The organism is Streptomyces sp. CB03238 (assembly GCF_002099185.1).
Taxonomy (GTDB): domain Bacteria; phylum Actinomycetota; class Actinomycetes; order Streptomycetales; family Streptomycetaceae; genus Streptomyces.
Genome location: NZ_NBCN01000019.1, coordinates 21530 through 40451, shown reverse-complemented (window position 1 = coordinate 40451; position 18922 = coordinate 21530). Strand labels below are relative to the sequence as shown.

Genomic DNA, 18922 nt, shown 5'->3' with positions numbered 1-18922 from the left:
AGAGGGTCCTCACTCCGGCCAGTCGGAGTCCAGGACGATGTCGACGAAGTTCTGCCGGGCGAAACCGGGCGAGTAGCGGTCCAGGACGTCCGCCTTGACGTTGCCGAACGCCGTGTGCGGCCGGTGCGCGATGCCGTCGGTGAACTCGGCGAGGATGCGCCGCTTGAAGTCGGGGCGCGGATGTAGCGCCACGACCTCCTCCCGGGCACCCTCGTCGACCTCGTCGAGCCCGATGCCGAGTACGTCGACCTCGACGCCCGCCGTCACCAGCGCCACCTCGGGTGCCATGTGCCTGGGGATCTCGGGGGTGGTGTGCAGCGCGATGCCCTGCCACACCAGGTCGGCGGCGTCCGGGGCGATCCCGTGCCGGAGGAGGAAGCGGCGGGCCTCGTCGGCGCCGTCGATCTCCAAGCGTCGGCCGGAGCGGCGGTGACGCTCGGTCAGGCCGAGGTCGTGGAAGAGGGCGCCGACGTACAGCAGCTCGGGGTCGGCCTTCAGGCCACGGGCGAGGCCGCGCAGGGTCCCCCAGAAGAACACGCGGCGGGAGTGGTGGAAGACGGTCGGCGAGGCCGCCTCGCGCACCAGCTCGGTGGCCTCACGGGCCAGGCGGCTGTCGGGGACGTCGATACCGGCGACGGTGGTCATGTGGCTGTCTCCTGTGGTGGTCGGTCACCCCACCCAACCGCCGTCCGGCACCGGGGCATGAGGGTCCGACGGGACACATGACCCTCGGATCAGGACACGGCTACCGTCGCAGTGGCAGCGCCGCCAGCTCCGCCACCGCCCAGGTCAGCGGCGCGAACACCACCAGCAGGGTCAGCGCGCGCAGCGCCACGGCCAGCCGGAGCAGCGATTCCGAGGCGCCCAGCCGCAGCAGCGCGTCCTTCGTGGTCACGCGGGTCTGCCGGGACTCCAGCGCCGCGGTCAGCAGCGTCGCCGTGGTGCACGCCATGACCAGCGCGGCACCCAGCCCGGTCAGCGGCCCGAACGGATGGGCGCCGCCCTCGTACAGCCTCGTCGCCCCGATCGTCGCCGAGGCCACCGCGCACGCCACGCCCAGCGGGCGCCCGATGCGCCGCGCCTCGTCCATCAGGGCGCGCCCCGCCAGCAGCCGGGTCACGCCGGGCCGGAACGTCTGGAGCAGCCGCCCCGACAGGTGCGTGAGCCCCGGCCCGGCGACGGCGAGGCCCAGCGCGGTGAGCGCCCAGCCCGCCAGGACGCCCGCCGGTCCGCCCCCGATGCCGCCCGGCAGCGGCAGGGCCGCCGCGCCGCCGCCGCTGCCCCGGGAGGCGTACGTCTCGACGGCGAGGCCCAGCGCGATCAGCGCCACGCCCCACGGCAGCCCGGTGGGCGCCGTCGCCGCGGCAGGCTCGGCGGTCGCCGGGTCGTCGTCCAGGACCGCCTTGCGGCTGCGCCGCAGCGCCAGGGCGGCGGCCGCGGACGCGAGGACCGGCACGATGGCGAGCAGGGTCAGCGCGGCCGCGAGCGGCAGGGGCCGGCCAGCCGCCAGCAGCTCGGCGGACGCCCCGTCGAACGGCAGGCCCGTGAGGTCGCCGCGCAGGTGCAGGAAGACCAGCAGCGCGACCATCGAGCCGAGCGTGCAGGACACGGCGGTCGACGCGGCGGCGACCGCGGCCAGCCGGGCCGGGCCCAGGCCGATCGCCGACAGTCCGGGGCGTGGCCGGGTGGCCGGGTCGGTACGGGCGACGGCGACGGCGAAGTGCACGGTCGCGGCGAGCGGCAGGGCGCACCAGGCCAGGCGCATCAGCGCGGCCCGTGACTCGCCGGGGTGCCCGACCGCGTACCCCAGGGTGCACAGCAGCAGGAAGCCGACCCCGGCCGAGGCGGCCGCGACGAGCAGCCGGCGCAGCAGCACCAGGGGGTGGGCGCCACGGGCTAGACGGAGAGCGAGCACGCGTCGCGGCCCTCCGCTCCATCGAGGTGTACGGAGTTGACGCGCCGCCCGTCGAGCAGGTGCGCCGTGCGGTCGGCGAGCGCCGCCACCTCCGGGTCGTGCGTGGCGAGCAGGACCGTGATGCGGTGCGAGCGGGCCGCGGCCGTAAGGGTGCGCAGCACCTGGGCGCCGTCGGCGCGGTGCAGTGTCGCGGTGGGTTCGTCGGCGAACAGCAGCGACGGCATGGTGACCAGGGCGCGGGCGATGGCGATGCGCTGGCGCTGGGCCTGGAGGAGGGCGTGCGGCCGCTTGCGCGCGCAGTCGCCGGTGTCGAGGCGCTCCAGCCAGTCGAGGGCGGCGGCCTTGGCGGCGCGGTGGGAGGTGCCGCGCAGCAGGAGGGGCAGGGCGGTGTTCTCCCAGGCGGTCAGTTCGGGGACGAGGTCGGGTTCGGGGCCGACCCAGCCGAACCGGTCGCGGCGCAGCCGCTCGCGCTGGAGCGGGGTCATGGTGTGGACGGGGGCGCTGTTGTACCAGACCTCGCCCTCGCGGGGGACGAGCCGGCCCGACAGGCAGCGCAGGAGTGTCGTTTTGCCGCATCCGCGCGGCCCGCTGACCGCGAGGATCTCGCCCTCGCGCACGCCGAGGGAGACACCTTGAAGCGCGGGGGAGCCGTTGTGGGAGTGGTGCAGGGCGCGTGCCCAGAGCACGTCGTTGTCCGGCGGGGCCACCATGGCGAACACCTCGGTATCGGTTCTGATGTGTGTCGTCCCCCGTACGTTGTTCCCCCGTACGGGGGAACGAAGGCAGGGCCGATCGGTCACTGGAACCGTAGGGATTGGCGAGCCGGGTGTCAGGACAGCACACGGCCCGGGTCCGCCCATCTCACTCGGATGGGGCATGACCCGGGCCGCGTTCAGCCTACGATCGGACGATCACGCCGAGGGTTACAGCTTCGTCCAGGCCTCGGTGAGGGTGGCCCGGAGGATCTGCTCGATCTCGTCGAACGTGGACTGGTCGGACACCAGCGGCGGCGCCAGCTGGACGACCGGGTCGCCGCGGTCGTCGGCACGGCAGTACAGGCCGTTGTCGAACAGCGCCTTGGAGAGGAACCCGTACAGGACGCGCTCGGTCTCGTCGTCGTTGAACGACTCCTTGGTCGCCTTGTCCTTGACGAGCTCGATGCCGTAGAAGTAGCCGTTGCCGCGGACGTCGCCGACGATCGGCAGGTCCTTCAGCTTCTCCAGCGTGGCGCGGAAGTTGCCCTCGTTGTCCAGGACGTGCTGGTTGAGCTTCTCGCGCTCGAAGATGTCGAGGTTGGCGAGGCCCACGGCCGCGGAGACCGGGTGGCCACCGAAGGTGTAGCCGTGCAGGAAGGTGTTGTCACCCTTGTAGAACGGCTCGGCGATGCGGTCGGAGATGATGCACGCGCCGATCGGGGAGTAGCCCGAGGTCATGCCCTTGGCGCAGGTGATCATGTCCGGTACGTAGCCGAACTTGTCACACGCGAACGTCGTGCCGAGGCGGCCGAAGGCGCAGATGACCTCGTCGGAGACGAGCAGCACGTCGTACTGGTCGCAGATCTCGCGCACGCGCTGGAAGTATCCGGGCGGCGGCGGGAAGCAGCCACCGGCGTTCTGCACCGGCTCCAGGAAGACCGCGGCGACGGTCTCCGGGCCCTCGAAGAGGATCTGCTGCTCGATCTGGTCGGCGGCCCAGCGGCCGAAGGCCTCGGGGTCGTCGCCGTGGATCGGGGCGCGGTAGATGTTGGTGTTCGGCACCTTGTGCGCGCCGGGGACCAGCGGCTCGAAGGGGGCCTTCAGAGCCGGCAGGCCGGTGATGGACAGGGCGCCCTGCGGGGTGCCGTGGTAGGCGACCGCGCGGGAGATGACCTTGTACTTGGTGGGCTTGCCGACCAGCTTGAAGTACTGCTTGGCCAGCTTCCAGGCGGTCTCGACCGCCTCGCCGCCACCGGTGGTGAAGAAGACCTTGTTCAGGTCACCGGGGGCGTGGTGCGCGAGGCGCTCGGCCAGCTCGACGGCCTTCGGGTGGGCGTAGGACCACACCGGGAAGAAGGCGAGCTCCTGGGCCTGCTTGGAGGCGGTCTCGGCGAGCTCGGTCCGGCCGTGGCCGGCCTGGACCACGAACAGGCCGGCGAGGCCGTCGAGGTAGCGCTTGCCCTTATCGTCGAAGATGTAGGTGCCCTCGCCGCGAACGATGGTCGGGACGGGGCTGTTCTCGTACGACGACATGCGGGTGAAGTGCATCCACAGGTGGTCGTACGCGGTCTTGGAGAGGTCCTTGCTCACGGCTATCGGGTTCCCCACATATAGGTCTGCTTCTTGAGCTTGAGGTAGACGAAGCTCTCGGTGGAGCGCACGCCGGGGAGTGTGCGGATGCGCTTGTTGATCACATCCAGAAGGTGGTCGTCGTCCTCGCAGACGATCTCCACCATCAGGTCGAAGGAGCCCGCGGTCATCACCACGTACTCACATTCGGCCATGGCCGTCACCGCGTCCGCCACCTGCTCCACGTCGCCCTCGACGTTGATCCCGACCATCGCCTGCCGGCGGAAGCCGACGGTGAGCGGGTCGGTGACGGCGACGATCTGCATGACGCCCTGATCGAGGAGCTTCTGGACGCGCTGACGCACGGCCGCTTCGGACAGGCCGACGGCCTTGCCGATGGCGGCGTACGGACGGCGTCCGTCCTCCTGGAGCTGTTCGATGATCGCCAGGGATACGGCATCGATCGTCGGTGACGATCCGTTCCCGGCCCTGGGGTCTGCGCTTCGACTGGCCACGTCTCCACTGTGCACCGAGTCTCGTCACTCGCGCAACCTCAGATCGAGGAAATCCGTTGTTCTTGATATCGAATCCCACTGAATCCGAAGTTCTGGAGCGTCGGGCCTGTCGGAATCGTCGCATCAGCGATTAGGGTGGGGCTGTCCAGCACTTGGACACCGAGAACCACGAGACCGACAGGAGGGGTGGCAAGTGACCACCGAGCTGCGTCGTCTGCGCAACTACATCAACGGGGAGTTCCGGGACGCCGCCGACGGACGGACCATCGACGTGGTCAACCCGGCCACCGGCGAGGTGTACGCCACTTCCCCGCTGTCCGGCCAGGCCGACGTCGACGCCGCCATGGAGGCCGCCGCGGCCGCCTTCCCCGCCTGGCGCGACACCACGCCGGCCGAGCGCCAGAAGGTCCTGCTGAAGATCGCCGACGCCTTCGAGGAGCGCGCCGAGGACCTCATCGCGGCCGAGTCGGAGAACACCGGCAAGCCGGTCGAGCTCACCCGCACCGAAGAGGTCCCGCCGATGGTGGACCAGATCCGGTTCTTCGCGGGCGCCGCGCGGCTGCTGGAGGGCAAGTCCGCCGGTGAGTACATGGAGGGCCTGACCTCCATCATCCGCCGCGAGCCGGTCGGCGTCTGCGCGCAGGTCGCGCCGTGGAACTACCCGATGATGATGGCCGTGTGGAAGTTCGCCCCGGCCCTCGCCGCGGGCAACACCGTCGTCCTCAAGCCGTCGGACACCACCCCGGCCTCCACCGTGCTGATCGCCGAGATCATCGGCCAGATCGTCCCCAAGGGCGTCTTCAACGTCATCTGCGGCGACCGCGAGACCGGCCGCGCCATGGTCGAGCACCCGACCCCCGCGATGGCTTCCATCACCGGCTCCGTACGCGCCGGCATGCAGGTCGCCGAGTCCGCCTCCAAGGACGTCAAGCGCGTCCACCTGGAGCTGGGCGGCAAGGCGCCGGTCGTCGTCTTCGAGGACACCGACATCGCCAAGGCCGTCGAGGACATCTCCGTCGCGGGCTTCTTCAACGCCGGCCAGGACTGCACCGCCGCCACCCGCGTGCTCGTCCACGAGTCCATCCACGACGAGTTCGTGGCCGCCCTCGCCAAGGCCGCGTCCGAGACCAAGACCGGTCAGCCGGACGACGCGGACGTGCTGTACGGCCCGCTCAACAACGCCAACCAGCTCAAGCAGGTCAGCGGCTTCATCGACCGCCTCCCCGCCCACGCCAAGGTCGAGGCGGGCGGCCACCGGGTCGGCGACAAGGGCTACTTCTACGCCCCGACCGTCGTCTCCGGCCTCAAGCAGGACGACGAGATCATCCAGAACGAGGTCTTCGGCCCCGTCATCACCGTCCAGTCGTTCCGCGACGAGGAGCAGGCCCTGGAGTACGCCAACGGCGTCGAGTACGCCCTGGCCTCCTCGGTCTGGACGAAGGACCACGCCCGCGCGATGCGCATGTCCAAGGCGCTGGACTTCGGCTGCGTGTGGATCAACACCCACATCCCGCTGGTCGCGGAGATGCCGCACGGTGGCTACAAGAAGTCCGGCTACGGCAAGGACCTCTCGGCGTACGGCTTCGAGGACTACACGCGCATCAAGCACGTGATGACCTCGCTGGGCTGACACACCGGCCGCGCGGCGGGCGGGTCGGGGTACGTCCCCGGCCCGCCCGCCGCCTTTTGCGGGCGTATGACGACCCCGGCCACGGGTACTCGGGCGCCATGAACGACAAGACGCCGCGGGAACGCGCCCGCAAGCGCAGCGAAGAAGAGCCCGGAGCCCACTCGGGCGCCGAGCGCCAGGCCGGCCGCCGCACCGTCCCCGGCACGGCGAGCGCCGCGGAGGGCTACCGCCCCAAAGAGGGCACGGAGGGTGGCGAACCGCTCAAGGGAGTGGAGGCCGACGAGGACGACACCCAGTAGCGCTGCCGGGCCGGCCGTCAGGGCTCGAAGCGGTTCAGCTCCTCCTGGCGGGCGTCCTCCGGCCGGTCCGCCCGGTCCACGTAGAGCGTGCCCTCACCCGCCGGAGTGATCACCATCGAACTCCGTACCGGACAGGCGCTCCGGCCCGAGGTGAGCGGCCCCAGGACGAGCCGGTCGCTGTGCGCGCCGGCCAGGACGCCCTTCCACCGGCACTCCTTGAAGGAGCCCGCGCCGATCGCCGTGACGACCTCCTCGCCGACCGCACCCTGCTTGATCGTCAGCCTGAGGCTGTTGGCGGCGGGCTCGGTCGAAAGGTCCCAGGTGCCCAGGAACTTCGGGTGGACGGCGGCCTCGCTGGTCTCCGCGGGCTTGAGCGCCGTGGACGCGCCCCTGGTCTCCCACAGCAGCGTGCCGTCCGGCTGGGCCTTGAGGGTCTGCTCCGGTGACGGCTTGGCGCAGCTCTTCGCGCCGGCCGGCACGCTCTTTGTCCTGCCGCCCCCGCCCAGGACGATCTTCTCGTCGTCGGCGGTCAGCAGCGGAGCGCGGTCCTGGCAGAGCGCGTGAGGGAGCGTGTAGGTGACCGTGGCGACCACCGTGTCCTTCTCGCCCTGGACGATGTCGAAGCGCCCCTGGAACTCGCCCTCCGGACCCGCCTTCATCACGCCCTCCCAGGCGCCGAGGTACGCGTCCGGTACGGCGCCGGCGACCTCGTGGACCTCGGGCGGCTCGTCGTCGCCGGCCAGCAGGCCGATCATGAACAGCAGGAAGACGCCCATCACCGGCAGCCCGATGACGATGCTCAGGACGATCAGTGCCACCCGCCCACCGCCCCCGGACCGGCCACTCGCCGGACCGACGACGCTCGGCGGTACGAGATGCGGCTGGGCGTACGGATACGGGTGAGGCGCCGGAGGCGGCGTCTGGAACGCCGTGGGCGCGTACGGCAGTCCCGTCTGCGGCAGTCCCGCGTGCGGCAGTCCCGTCTGCGGCAGTCCCGCGTGCGGCTGCTGCGGCGCCGGCGCGTGGGCCGACGCGGGTACCTCCGTGTCCAGCAGCCGCGCCGCCCGCTGCCCGAGCTGCGCGAGCAGCGCGCCGGGCAGCCAGGCCCCCGTGGGTTCGGCGTCCCGGGTCGCCTCGACCAGCTCCGCGACCGACGGCCGGCCCGCCGGGTCCTTGATCAGGCAGGCCCTGACGAGCCCGGCCAGCCTCTGCGGCACACCCGCCAGGTCCGGCTCCTCCTGCACGATCCGGTACAGCAGACTGTGGACGCCGCTGTCGGCGCTCCCGAACGGCATACGTCCCGTCGCCGCGTACGCGAGTACCGTGCCCAGGCAGAACACGTCCGACGCGGGTGTGATGCCCTCGCCGCGCACCTGCTCGGGCGACATGAACCCGGGCGAACCGACCACGGCGCCCGTGCGGGTCCGTACATCGCCCGCCGCACTGTGCGCGTCCAGCGCGCGGGCGATGCCGAAGTCGATCACCCGCGGACCGTCCACCGTCAGCAGGACGTTGGAGGGCTTCAGGTCGCGGTGCACCAGCCCCACGGAGTGGATGGCCTCCAGCGCCTGTGACAACCCGCTCGCCAGGGCGCGTACGGACGTGTCGGGCAGCGGCCCGTGGTCCTTGTCCACCACCTCCGACAGGGCGGGGCCCGGGATGTAACCGGTCGCCACCCAGGGCATCGCGGCGCCGGTGTCGGCGTCCAGCACCGGCGCGGTCCACCGTCCACCGACCCTCCGCGCCGCGGCCACCTCCTGGGCGAACCGCTGCCGGAACTCGCCGTCCTGGGTGAGCTGACGGAGGATCAGCTTCACGGCTACGGTCCGGCCGCCCTCGCTGCGCGCGAGATAGACACGGCCCATTCCGCCTTCGCCCAGGAGTCCGAGGAGGCGGTAAGGGCCTATCCAGGCGGGGTCTTCAGCGCTGATCGGATGCACCGTCGGATCTTCGCACAGTGCCGGACCGGTACCGGCGCGGAGGGCGGACGGGCACGGTCGTACGCTGCGGGCATGAGCGAGACCCGCGCCCTTCTGCGGCGTATACGTGTGTGGTTGGCCGTTTTCATCGTCTGTCTGGTGCTCAGCGGTGCGACGGCCTTCCCGCTCGTCACCGAACTGCACCTCGTCGAGGACGCCCTGAACGGCTGGGCGTCCCCCGCCGCCGACGCCTTCCCCGGCCTCCAGGAGTGGATCGAGCGCGTACGCGCCGGCCTCGACACCGCCGACCAGAACTACCCGTTCCTCCTGTACGGGACCGACTGGCTCGCCTTCGCGCACCTCGTCATCGCCGTCGCCTTCTACGGGCCCTACCGCGACCCCGTACGCAACATCTGGGTGATCGACTTCGGCATGATCGCCTGCGCCGGGATCATCCCGCTCGCCCTGATCTGCGGTCCCATCCGGGGCATCCCCTTCTGGTGGTCGGTGATCGACATGTCCTTCGGGGTCTTCGGGGTGATCCCGCTGCTCGTCGTACGCCGCATGATCAAGCGCCTGGAGGCGCTGACCGCGCCGGTGCTCAGCGCGCGAACGCTGCCCGCATGATCCGCTCGGCCACCGGGTTCATCCCCTTGCCCTTCGCGTCGGTGGAGTTCACCGAGTACACCAGGGTGCGGGAGAGGTCCTCGGTGGCCGCGATCACCGTGTTGTAGCCCCAGCGGCCGCCGGTCTTCAGCCACAGGACGCGGCCGTCCCCGACCTCGTACCGCTGGAGTCCCACGCTCATCGTCGCGCCCGGCACACCGGCCGGGACGGTGAACATCTCCTTCAGCAGCGGGCCGCGCACCACCTCGCCCGTGAACAGCGCGCGCAGGAAGCGCTCCAGATCGGCGGTCGTCGAGACGAGGTCACCGGCCGCCCAGCCGTCCGTCACGCCCCACACCGTCACATCGCGCAGCTCGGTCGTGCCGTCGGGCATCGGGAAGACCTGGTAGCCGTGGTTGTGCGGGCCACGGATCCTCGGCGACACTCCCGGGAAGTAGGTCCCCCTCAGCCCCAGCGGCCGCAGGATCCGGCGGGTGACCTGGTTCGCGTACGTGTCACCCGTGACCCGCTCCACCAGCAGCCCGGCGACGGTGTAGCCGATGTTGCTGTACCGCTGCACCGCCCCGGGCGGCGCGACCCGCTTCTTGGCGGTCGCCGAGGCGACGATCCGGCGCGGATCGTGGACGTCGAAGCGGTGGGCGTACCAGTCGTGGATGTCCGTCCCGGGGAAATCGCCGTCCGGCAGCCCGTGCGTGTGGTCGAGCAGCTGCCGCACGGTGACCCCGTCGTACGCGGCCGGGATGACGTCCGGCAGGTAGTCCCGTACGTGACCGCCGAGGTCCACCCTGCCCTCGCCGGCGAGCTGGAGCACCACGGCGGCCGTGAACACCTTCGTCACCGAACCGGCGCGGAAGCGGGCATCCGGGTCCGCCGGGCGGCCGCTCCCCAGGTCGTGGACGCCCGCGCTGCCGCGCCAGGTGCCGCCGGCCCCGCCGACCCGGACGAGGGCGGCCGTCGCGTCGGCGTCCGGCAGCCCCGCGAGCGCGGCGCGCAGGGCCTGGGCGTCCGGGCCGGTCTGCGTGCGGGAGACGGCCGGGCCGTGCGCGCTCGCCGGGACGGTGAGGGGGCCCGCCGCCACGCCGAGTACGAGCGCGGCGGCGAGGACGGCACGGATACGTGCGTTCATGGTCAACTCCTGGGCTGGTGGCCGTTGTTCGGACGGCTCCCATCCTGGCGACCGGGCGCCCCGGCCGGATCGCCGGAGCGGGGGATCATCCGCCGGGCCGTCCTCCCCCGCGCGGGGGATCCCCGGCGGCGATCAGGCCCGTCTCGTACGCGCAGATCACCGCCTGGACGCGGTCCCTCAGGCCCAGCTTGGACAGCACGTTGCCGACATGCGTCTTGACGGTGTGCTCACTGACGACGAACTCGGCGGCGATCTCCGCGTTGGACAGGCCCCGCCCCAGCAGGAGCAGCGTCTCGCGCTCGCGGGCGGTGAGCGCGTCGAGCCGTACGTCGTCCCGGCGGCGGGCACCGCGCGCCGTGTACTCCTCGACCAGCCGGCGCGCCACGGACGGCGCGAGCAGCGCGTCACCACGCGCCACCACCCGCACCGCGTGCACCAGGTCGTCGCGCCGCACGTCCTTCAGCAGGAACCCGCTCGCACCCGCGTGCAGCGCCTCGTACACGTACTCGTCGGAGTCGAAGGTCGTCAGCATCACCGTCCGGCAGTCACCCCCGATCGCCCGGCACGCCTCGATGCCGTCCATGACGGGCATCCGGATGTCCAGCAGCGCCACGTCCGGGCCGTGCCGCCGCACCGCGTCGACCGCCAGGGCGCCGTCGCCCACCTCGGCGACCACCTCGATGTCCGGCTGGGCGTCCAGGATCATCGCGAAGCCGCTGCGCACCAGCTCCTGGTCGTCGGCCACCACCACCCGGATCGTCACCGCGCCCCCAGGGGCAGCGTCACCGCGACCCGGAACCCGCGCCCGCCGGGCCCCGGCCCGCACACCGCGCTCCCGCCGTGCGCCGCCGCCCGCTCACGCAGGCCGACCAGCCCATGACCGCCGCCCCCGCCCGTGGGCCCGCACCCGTCATCCGTCACCGTCATCTCCAATCGGTCCTCCCCATAGGCGAGTCGCACGGTGGCCGTCCGCGCCGCCGCGTGCTTGACCGTGTTCGTCAGCGCCTCCTGCGCCACCCGGTACACCGTCGCCGCCAGGTCCGGCGGCAGCGGCCGCGCGGTGCCCGTCACTTCGTACGCGACGTCGAGACCACTGCTCCGCACGCGCTCCAGCAGGCCGGGCAACTGTGCCGTGTCCGGCTGCGGTGCGCGTGGGGCGTCGTCCGTCTCCCGCAGAACCCCCAGCATCCGGCGCAACTGCGCCATCGCGTCCCGGCCCGTCCCGGAGATCGCGTCGAACGCCGCCTCCGCCCGCTCCGGGGCCGTACGGACCGCGACCGGACCCGCCTCCGCCTGCACGATCATCAGGCTCACCGCGTGCGACAGGATGTCGTGCATCTCCCGGGCGATCCGGGCCCTTTCGCGGGCGGCGGCCTGCTCGGCCTCCACGCGGTTCGCCCGCCGCCGGGTGTCGGCGAGCCGCCCGAACGCGTAGGCCGCGCCGAACACGAAGAGGGAGAAGGTCAGCTCCTTGGCCGACCGGGTGTTGAGCCACACCGACACGGCCACGACCACCGGCAGGAGCAGCAGCACCCCCATCCGCTTCCGGGACGGCGAGAGGTCCGCGATCGTGTACACGATGACGAGCCCGGTGTACGGCAGCGGCTGCCCCGGCCCGTCGAGCGCGAGCTCGTACAGCGCACTGGCCGCGAGGATCGCCGCCAGCACGGCCAGCGGTGCGCGGCGGCGCCAGACCAGCGGCAGCACGGTCAGCGTCGTCAGCCCGTACGCCGCCCAGGTCGCCTCCGGCAGCCGGGGGTCGCGCGGCAGGACGAACGGCATGGTCATCGCGGCCTGCACCAGCAGCGCGAGGCCGATGTCCACGGCCCATGGACGGGCCACGCGAGCCCAGCCGCGGGACGCGCGCGTCCTGGCCCACCCACGGGCCGCACGGGCCGCACGGGCCGCACGGGCCCCGGCCCGGCTCCCGGCCCGCGCCCCGCCGACCCGGCCGGCCGCGCCGGTCACGGCTTGCGGGCGACCGCGCCGAACTGCGCCACCTCCGTCACCGCCGCGAACCGCCAGCTCGCGCACGACACGATGCCCGGCTCCAGGACCTCCAGGCCGTCCAGGAACGACGCGAACTCCGCCCGGCTGCGCGCGGTGATCGGCGGCGTGGTGTTCTTGTTCCAGGACTCCATCGCCCGGTCGCCGGCCGCGCGGTCCACGGGGTAGTCGTCCTTGCCGCCCAGCCAGTAGTTCCAGACGCGGGCGTCGTGCGCGATGTCGGTGCGGATCCTCATCTCCCCGTCCCCCTCAGTACGGCGCTCAGCGCGTCCACGCGGTTGGTGGTGATCGAGTCCACCCCGTCCGCGATCAGCCTACGCATGGTCCTGCGCGTGTCGGCCGTCCACGCGGAAACGAGCAGCCCGTCCCGGTGCACGCGGTCCGCCAGCGCCCGACTGACCAGCCCGAAACGGTAGTTGAGCCAGCGCGGCCCCACCGCCTCCAGCAGCACCGGACGCGGCGGAGCGAGCGTCGTCCACGTCAGGGCGATCTCGGCGCCGGGGTCGGCGGCCCGGACGAGCAGCATGGCCGCGGCACTGGAGCAGTAGTACACGCGGTCGCCGGCGCCGCACTCGTGGACGGTGCCGACGATGGTGCGCACCGACCGCTCCGTGGCACCCGGCAGGTCGATCATCACCCGGTGGCCGCCGACCGCGTCCAGCGCCTCGCCCAGGGTCGGCACGCCCTCCGCGCCGGTCAGCCCCCGCAGCTCCTCCAGCGTCACGTGCGCGAGCGGCCGGTCGATGCCCCACAGGCGCTTCAGCGACTCGTCGTGCAACAGGACCGGGACGCCGTCGCGGGTGAGCCGTACGTCGATCTCGACCGCGTCCGCCCCCCGTGCCAGCGCCGAGCGGAGCGACGCGAGCGTGTTCTCCCGGACGCGGTACGGGTCGCCCCGGTGCGCCACCACGGTGACGGGGCGCATCAGCGGCGCAGCCACTCGGTGGTGTAACGGTCGATCTCGTCGGCGATCCTCGCCTTGCCGGCCGTGTCCAGGAACGACGCCTCCACGGCGTTCTTGGCGAGGTCGGCGACGCCCCGCTCGTCCAGCTCCAGCAGCCGGGCGGCGACCTCGTACTCGTTGTTGAGGTCGGTGCCGAACATCGGCGGGTCGTCGGAGTTGATGGTCACCAGCACCCCGGCGGCGACCATCTCCTTGACCGGGTGCGCGTCGATGTCCAGGACCGCCCGGGTGGCGATGTTGGACGTCGGGCACACCTCCAGCGCGATGCGGTGCTCCGCCAGGTGCGCCAGCAGCTCCGGGTCCCGGGTGGAGCTGGTGCCGTGGCCGATGCGCTCGGCGCGCAGCTCGGTCAGGGCGTCCCAGACGGTCTGCGGACCGGTCGTCTCGCCCGCGTGCGGCACCGAGTGCAGGCCCGCCGCGATGGCCCGGTCGAAGTACGGCTTGAACTGCGGGCGCGGTACGCCGATCTCGGGGCCGCCCAGCCCGAACGACACCAGGCCCTCGGGCCGCAGGTCCACCGCCAGCCGCGCGGTCTCCTCGGCGGCCTCCAGGCCGGCCTCGCCGGGGATGTCGAAGCACCAGCGCAGGATGACGCCGAGCTCGCTCTCGGCGGCGAGCCGGGCGTCCTCGATGGCCGCCATGAACGCCTTCTCGTCGATGCCGCGCCGGGTGGAACTGAAGGGCGTGACGGTCAGCTCCGCGTACCGGATGTTCTGCCGCGCCATGTCGCGGGCCACCTCGTACGTCAGCAGCCGCACGTCCTCCGGGGTCCTGATCAGGTCCACCACCGACAGATAGACCTCGATGAAGTGCGCGAAGTCCGTGAAGGTGAAGTAGTCGACGAGCGCCTCGGGGTCGGTGGGCACCTTCGAGTCGGTGTGGCGGGCCGCCAGCTCGGCGACGATCCGGGGGGAGGCCGAACCGACATGGTGGACGTGCAGTTCGGCCTTGGGCAGCCCCGCGATGAAGGGGTGCAGATCGGTCATCGGGGTCCTCCATGTGCGGTACACCTGGTCAGGGATCATCGTAGGGCGGCCGTTAGCATGACCGGACACGATGGGGGAGGCCCATGCCAGAGATGAGCGATCCGAACGATCCGTGGGCTCCGCCGGAGAGCCGGCCGCCCCAGCCGCCGCCGTACCAGCCCCCGCCGGGCGTGCACGACCAGCCGACGATGACCTCCATACCCGGGACCGGCGGCGAGCTCCCGCCGCCCCCGACAGCCCCGGGCGGCCCCGCCCAGTCCACCCCGTACGGCTACCCCGCCCCCACGACGCCCACCGGGGGGTACGGCTATCCCGGCTACCCCGGCTACGTCCAGCCCGGCTGGCAGCAGGTCCCCTCCAACGGCATGGGCATCGCCGCGCTGGTCCTCGGCATCGTCTCGGTGGTCGTCTTCTGCCTGTACGGCCTGGGCGTCATCCTCGGCATCCTGGCGCTGATCTTCGGCATCATCGGCCGCAAGAAGGCCCAGCGCGGTGAGGCCACCAACCACGGCATGGCCCTCGCGGGCGTCATCCTGGGCGCGGTGGGGATCGTGGTCAGCGGCGCGTTCCTGGCCTTCGCGATCTGGATGATCGTGACGCATGGGAACACCGACACCTACGAGGAAGAGCACGGCGCCGACCCCTTCGACACGTCGCTGGTGTCCCACCGCTGACCCGTCTCCCGGGGCTCCGCCCCGAACCCCGTTCCGTCTGCGGAACGACTGCCCGCAACGGCCGGAACCCGCCCGCAGTCGGCGTACGACCGGGGTGGGGCCGTGCAGGGTCGTCCCCGCACAGGTTGGCGGCGCCGTTACGGCTCCCGTGCCGGGGCCCAAAGTCGCCGGCCTCGTGGGGGTGCCCCTCTGGGGATAGACGAGCCCGGAGGGGCCACGCCCCACCCCCACCGGTGGTGGCCGCCCGCCCGGAAAGGGCACCGCCCCAGGGCGAACCGGGAAGGGGCACCGCCCCGTCCCGTTGTGCCCACCCGTCCCGCTCTGCGGAGCGACTGCCCACAAGGGGGGCCGGGCCCCGCGGAGTGGCTGCCCGCAACGGGGGGCCGGGGCCCCGCGCGACCGCCCGCAACGGAGGGCCGGGCCCGGCGGAGCGACTGCCCGCAACGGGGCTTCAGCCAACCGCCGCCGCCCGTAGCGTCGCCCGTGCCTGCATCAGGGCGAAGCCCAGGAGGTTCAGGCCCCGCCAGCGGGCCGGGTCGTGGGCGCGCTCGTCGTCGGCGGCGAGGCCGATGCCCCAGACGCGGTCCATGGGGCTCGCCTCCACCAGCACGCGGTCGCCCGTCGACAGCAGGAACGCCCGCAGCTCGGCGTCCGCCGCGAACTTGTGCTCGCTGCCCGCCACCACGATCCCGAACCGCTCCCGCTTCCATATCGTCTCGTCGAAGCCGCGCACCAGCCGGCCCGCCTTCTTCGCGAGCGCCGGGTTCGGCGCCTCGATGGCCTGCCGCTCGGCGTCCGCGTCGCCGAAGAGCCGGGCCTTGGCCGCCATCATCCAGTGCTCCGCCGTCGCGTACTCCACGCCGTCGACCGTGAACGGCGACGGCCACCACTGGCTCAGGCAGCTCGCCCCGAGCGTCCCGTCCCGCCTCGGCGTGTGCCCCCAGAAGTGCAGGAACTTCACTCGCTCACCCCTGCTGACCTGCTCGATCAGCTCGTGGATCTTCTCCATGCACGCCAGTCTGGCAGTCGCCACTGACACTCCGTACCGAGATACCCGCGCCCACCCGACACATGGTCGACCGATTCCGTCGCGTAACCAAAAGGCAACAACGGAATCCCTTGTTGCCCCGAACCTCCTCTGTCAGGATCGGCAGTCAATTCGAGCCGGGACAACGGAGAGCGTCATGGGCAACCGCTTCCAGGAACTCGACCGCTTCGCGGCCGGGGCGCAGTACATCGACGGGCAGCTGCGGCCCGGTACCTCGGGGCGCGGCCACACCGTCGTCGATCCCGCGACCGGCGAGGACGTCCTCACGTACGAACTCGCCGCGACCGCCGACGTGGACGCGGCCGTCGCCGCCGCCCGCGCCGCGCTGCCCGGCTGGGCGGGCGCGACACCGGGCGAGCGCTCCGACGCGATGCACCGGTTCGCCGCCCAACTGGCAGAACACGCCGAGGACTTCGCGCACGCGGAGTCCCTCCAGTGCGGCAAGCCCATCAAGCTGACGCGCGAGTTCGACGTGCCGGGCACGGTCGACAACACCGCCTTCTTCGCGGGGGCCGCCCGCCACCTCCAGGGCCAGTCGGCCGGCGAGTACAGCGGCGACCACACCTCGTACGTCCGCCGCGAACCCATCGGCGTCATCGGCTCGATCGCACCCTGGAACTACCCCCTCCAGATGGCCGCCTGGAAGGTCCTGCCGGCCATCGCCGCCGGCAACACGATCGTCCTCAAGCCCGCCGAACTCACCCCGCTCACCTCGCTGATGTTCGCGCAGGCGGCGACCGACGCCGGCATCCCCGACGGGGTCGTCAACATCGTCACCGGGGCCGGAAAGGAAGCCGGCGAGCACCTCGTCGGGCACCCCGACGTCGCCATGACGTCCTTCACCGGCTCCACCGCCGTCGGCAAGCGCGTCGCCGAGATCGCCACCGCCACCGTCAAGCGCCTCCACCTGGAACTCGGCGGCAAGGCACCCTTCGTCGTCTTCGACGACGCCGACCTGGAGGCCGCCGTCCACGGCGCGGTCGCCGGCGCGCTCATCAACACCGGCCAGGACTGCACCGCCGCCACGCGCGCGTACGTCCAGCGCCCGCTGTACGACGCGTTCGTCTCCGGCGTCGCCGACCTGATGGCGACGGTCCGCATCGGTGACCCGTTCCAGGAGGACACCGACCTCGGCCCCCTCATCAGCCACGCCCAGCGCGACCGCGTGGCCGCCTTCGTCGACCGCGCCCGCGCGTACGCCACCGTCGTCACCGGCGGCGTGGCGCCCCACAACGACGGCGCCTACTACCGCCCCACCCTCATCACCGGCGCGCCCCAGGACAGCGAGATCGTCCAGGCGGAGATCTTCGGCCCCGTCCTCGTCGTCCTGCCCTTCGACAGCGACGACGAGGGCCTGGCCCTCGCCAATGACACGCCCTACGGCCTCGCCGCCTCCGCCTGGACCCGTGACGTCTACCGCGCAGGCCGCGCCACCCGCGAGATCCAGGCGGGCTGCGTCTGGGTCAACGACCACATCCCGATCATCAGCGAGATGCCGCACGGCGGCTACAAGGCGTCCGGGTTCGGAAAGGACATGTCAACGTACTCCTTCGAGGAGTACACGCAGGTCAAGCATGTGATGTACGACAACACGGCGGTCGTCCGGAAGGACTGGCACCGCACGATCTTCGGGGACCGACAGCAGGCCCGGTAACCCGTAACGGCCCGCACCGAAAGGCACAGCGCATGGAGCAGTACGAGCCCGACAGCCTGTCCGCGGCACAGCTCGCCGCGATGCGGCGCAGCCTGACGAACGGCAGAGGCGCCCTCACCCGCCGTTCCATGCTGCGCGCCACGGGCGTCGGCGCGCTCGCGGTCGGCGGCATGGCCGGCCTGAGCGCGTGTGGCATCCCGCCCGCCGAGCGGGAGGGTGACGGCCCCGCCTCCACCGACTACTCGGCCAAGGAGAAGCAGCTCAGCTTCTCCAACTGGACCCAGTACATCGACATCAGCGACGACGAGAAGTCCCGCCCCACCCTGGAGGCGTTCACCAGGCGCACCGGGATCAAGGTCAAGTACACCGAGGACATCAACGACAACGTCGAGTTCTTCGGCAAGGTCAAGCCGCAGCTCGCCGCCGGCCAGGACACCGGCCGCGACCTGATCTGCGTCACCGACTGGCTCGCCGCCCGCATCATCCGCCTCGGCTGGGCGCAGAAACTCGACCCGGCCAACCTCCCCCACGCGTACGCGAACCTGTCCTCCCAGTTCCGCCGCCCCGACTGGGACCCGGGCCGCGCCCACTCCTACCCCTGGACGGGCATCTCCACGGTCATCGCGTACAACACCAAGGCGACCGGGGGCCGCAAGGTCGACTCCGTCACCCAGCTCCTGGACGACCCCAAGCTCAAGGGGCGGGTCGCGTTCCTGTCGGAGATGCGCGACTCGGTCGGCATGACGCTGATCGACATGGGCAAGGACCCGGGTAAGTTCACCGACGCGGACTTCGACGCGGCCCTCGGCCGCCTCCAGAAGGCCGTCGACACCCAGCAGATCCGCCGCTTCACCGGCAACGACTACACCGGCGACCTCGCCAAGGGCGACATCGCCGCCTGCCTCGCCTGGGCCGGAGACGTCATCCAGCTCCAGGCCGACAACCCCGACATCCAGTTCGCGATCCCCAACGCCGGCTACATCACCTCCAGCGACAACCTCCTGGTGCCCGCCAAGGCCCGGCACAAGACCAACGCCGAGAAGCTCATCGACTACTACTACGAGCTTCCCAACGCCGCCCGGCTCGCCGCGTACATCAACTACGTCTGCCCCGTCGAGGGCGTACGCGAAGAACTCAGCCGGATCGACCCCGCGCTGGCGTCGAACACCCTGATCCTCCCGGACAAGGCGATGGCCGCGAAGTCCCGCGCCTTCCGCTCCCTGACCAGTGAGGAAGAGACGGCGTACGAGGAGAAGTTCGCCAAGCTCATCGGTGCCTGAGCACCACCGCCGTC

19 protein-coding genes are annotated in these 18922 nt (G+C 71.9%); 6 read left to right on the top strand and 13 right to left on the bottom strand.

The features are described 5' to 3' along the window. Nucleotides 1-9 precede the first annotated feature (9 nt). From BKD26_RS28920 to BKD26_RS28900, 5 genes are all read right to left on the bottom strand, one after another. Nucleotides 10-645, bottom strand: coding sequence for an HD domain-containing protein (locus BKD26_RS28920; protein WP_084904181.1), 636 nt, complete (start codon nucleotides 643-645; stop codon nucleotides 10-12). A gap of 100 nt (nucleotides 646-745) precedes the next feature. Further along, a complete protein-coding gene (locus BKD26_RS28915; protein WP_084904179.1) occupies nucleotides 746-1915 on the bottom strand; it encodes a hypothetical protein in 1170 nt (389 codons plus the stop codon). Next, nucleotides 1897-2625 (bottom strand): ATP-binding cassette domain-containing protein, encoded by a 729-nt coding sequence (locus BKD26_RS28910; RefSeq protein WP_084904175.1) that lies wholly within the window; start codon nucleotides 2623-2625, stop codon nucleotides 1897-1899. The genes BKD26_RS28915 and BKD26_RS28910 overlap by 19 nt, the downstream gene beginning before the upstream one ends. Nucleotides 2626-2838: 213 nt before the next feature. Beyond that, nucleotides 2839-4218 carry an aspartate aminotransferase family protein gene (locus tag BKD26_RS28905; RefSeq protein WP_084904173.1) on the bottom strand — a complete coding sequence of 460 codons (1380 nt, stop codon included), beginning with the start codon at nucleotides 4216-4218 and terminating at the stop codon, nucleotides 2839-2841. Then, nucleotides 4203-4709, bottom strand: coding sequence for an Lrp/AsnC family transcriptional regulator (locus BKD26_RS28900; RefSeq protein WP_073754616.1), 507 nt, complete (start codon nucleotides 4707-4709; stop codon nucleotides 4203-4205). Before BKD26_RS28900 ends, BKD26_RS28905 begins: the two co-directional genes overlap by 16 nt. 178 nt (nucleotides 4710-4887) lie before the next feature. Between BKD26_RS28900 and BKD26_RS28895 the strand changes: the two genes are divergently transcribed. Then, nucleotides 4888-6324, top strand: coding sequence for a gamma-aminobutyraldehyde dehydrogenase (locus tag BKD26_RS28895; protein ID WP_084904170.1), 1437 nt, complete (start codon nucleotides 4888-4890; stop codon nucleotides 6322-6324). Nucleotides 6325-6422: 98 nt separating this feature from the next. Further along, entirely contained in the window at nucleotides 6423-6623 is a 201-nt protein-coding gene (locus tag BKD26_RS28890; RefSeq protein ID WP_084904167.1) for a hypothetical protein, read from the top strand. Between the two features lie 17 nt (nucleotides 6624-6640). On the opposite strand, the gene BKD26_RS28885 is transcribed toward BKD26_RS28890, so the two are convergent. After that, nucleotides 6641-8563, bottom strand: a complete 1923-nt coding sequence (locus BKD26_RS28885) for a serine/threonine-protein kinase (protein WP_179166744.1) — start codon at nucleotides 8561-8563, stop codon at nucleotides 6641-6643. Between the two features lie 72 nt (nucleotides 8564-8635). Here BKD26_RS28885 and BKD26_RS28880 point away from each other — a divergent pair, with 72 nt between their 5' ends. Further along, on the top strand, nucleotides 8636-9169 hold the full coding sequence (locus BKD26_RS28880) for a hypothetical protein (RefSeq protein ID WP_084904162.1): 534 nt from the start codon (nucleotides 8636-8638) through the stop codon (nucleotides 9167-9169). On the opposite strand, the gene BKD26_RS28875 is transcribed toward BKD26_RS28880, so the two are convergent. The 6 genes from BKD26_RS28875 to BKD26_RS28850 all read right to left on the bottom strand — a co-directional run bounded on the left by BKD26_RS28875 (nucleotide 9144) and on the right by BKD26_RS28850 (nucleotide 14252). Then, complete coding sequence (locus tag BKD26_RS28875) at nucleotides 9144-10295, bottom strand: serine hydrolase domain-containing protein (RefSeq protein WP_084904159.1); 1152 nt, start codon at nucleotides 10293-10295, stop codon at nucleotides 9144-9146. The genes BKD26_RS28880 and BKD26_RS28875 overlap by 26 nt on opposite strands. A gap of 85 nt (nucleotides 10296-10380) precedes the next feature. Beyond that, nucleotides 10381-11058 carry a response regulator transcription factor gene (locus tag BKD26_RS28870; RefSeq protein ID WP_084904156.1) on the bottom strand — a complete coding sequence of 226 codons (678 nt, stop codon included), beginning with the start codon at nucleotides 11056-11058 and terminating at the stop codon, nucleotides 10381-10383. Next, complete coding sequence (locus BKD26_RS28865; RefSeq protein WP_241518898.1) at nucleotides 11055-12137, bottom strand: histidine kinase; 1083 nt, start codon at nucleotides 12135-12137, stop codon at nucleotides 11055-11057. Before BKD26_RS28865 ends, BKD26_RS28870 begins: the two co-directional genes overlap by 4 nt. A 122-nt stretch (nucleotides 12138-12259) precedes the next feature. Continuing rightward, nucleotides 12260-12538, bottom strand: a complete 279-nt coding sequence (locus BKD26_RS28860) for an SAM-dependent methyltransferase (RefSeq protein ID WP_084904153.1) — start codon at nucleotides 12536-12538, stop codon at nucleotides 12260-12262. Next, the gene (locus BKD26_RS28855) at nucleotides 12535-13227 is read right to left on the bottom strand and encodes a glycerophosphodiester phosphodiesterase (RefSeq protein WP_084904391.1); all 693 of its coding nucleotides are present in this window, start codon (nucleotides 13225-13227) and stop codon (nucleotides 12535-12537) included. Before BKD26_RS28855 ends, BKD26_RS28860 begins: the two co-directional genes overlap by 4 nt. Continuing rightward, nucleotides 13227-14252: an adenosine deaminase gene (locus tag BKD26_RS28850; RefSeq protein WP_084904150.1), complete on the bottom strand. Its 1026-nt coding sequence runs from the start codon at nucleotides 14250-14252 to the stop codon at nucleotides 13227-13229. Before BKD26_RS28850 ends, BKD26_RS28855 begins: the two co-directional genes overlap by 1 nt. Before the next feature lie 83 nt (nucleotides 14253-14335). Here BKD26_RS28850 and BKD26_RS28845 point away from each other — a divergent pair, with 83 nt between their 5' ends. Further along, the gene (locus BKD26_RS28845) at nucleotides 14336-14926 is read left to right on the top strand and encodes a DUF4190 domain-containing protein (protein ID WP_084904147.1); all 591 of its coding nucleotides are present in this window, start codon (nucleotides 14336-14338) and stop codon (nucleotides 14924-14926) included. 451 nt (nucleotides 14927-15377) lie between these two features. Here BKD26_RS28845 and BKD26_RS28840 read toward each other — a convergent pair whose 3' ends face one another. Then, a complete protein-coding gene (locus tag BKD26_RS28840) occupies nucleotides 15378-15935 on the bottom strand; it encodes an NADAR family protein (RefSeq protein WP_179166749.1) in 558 nt (185 codons plus the stop codon). 175 nt (nucleotides 15936-16110) lie between these two features. On the opposite strand from BKD26_RS28840, the gene BKD26_RS28835 reads away from it, so the two are divergent. After that, nucleotides 16111-17628, top strand: coding sequence for a gamma-aminobutyraldehyde dehydrogenase (locus tag BKD26_RS28835; protein ID WP_084904141.1), 1518 nt, complete (start codon nucleotides 16111-16113; stop codon nucleotides 17626-17628). Between the two features lie 32 nt (nucleotides 17629-17660). Further along, nucleotides 17661-18908 (top strand): spermidine/putrescine ABC transporter substrate-binding protein, encoded by a 1248-nt coding sequence (locus BKD26_RS28830; RefSeq protein ID WP_084904138.1) that lies wholly within the window; start codon nucleotides 17661-17663, stop codon nucleotides 18906-18908. Nucleotides 18909-18922: the final 14 nt, after the last annotated feature.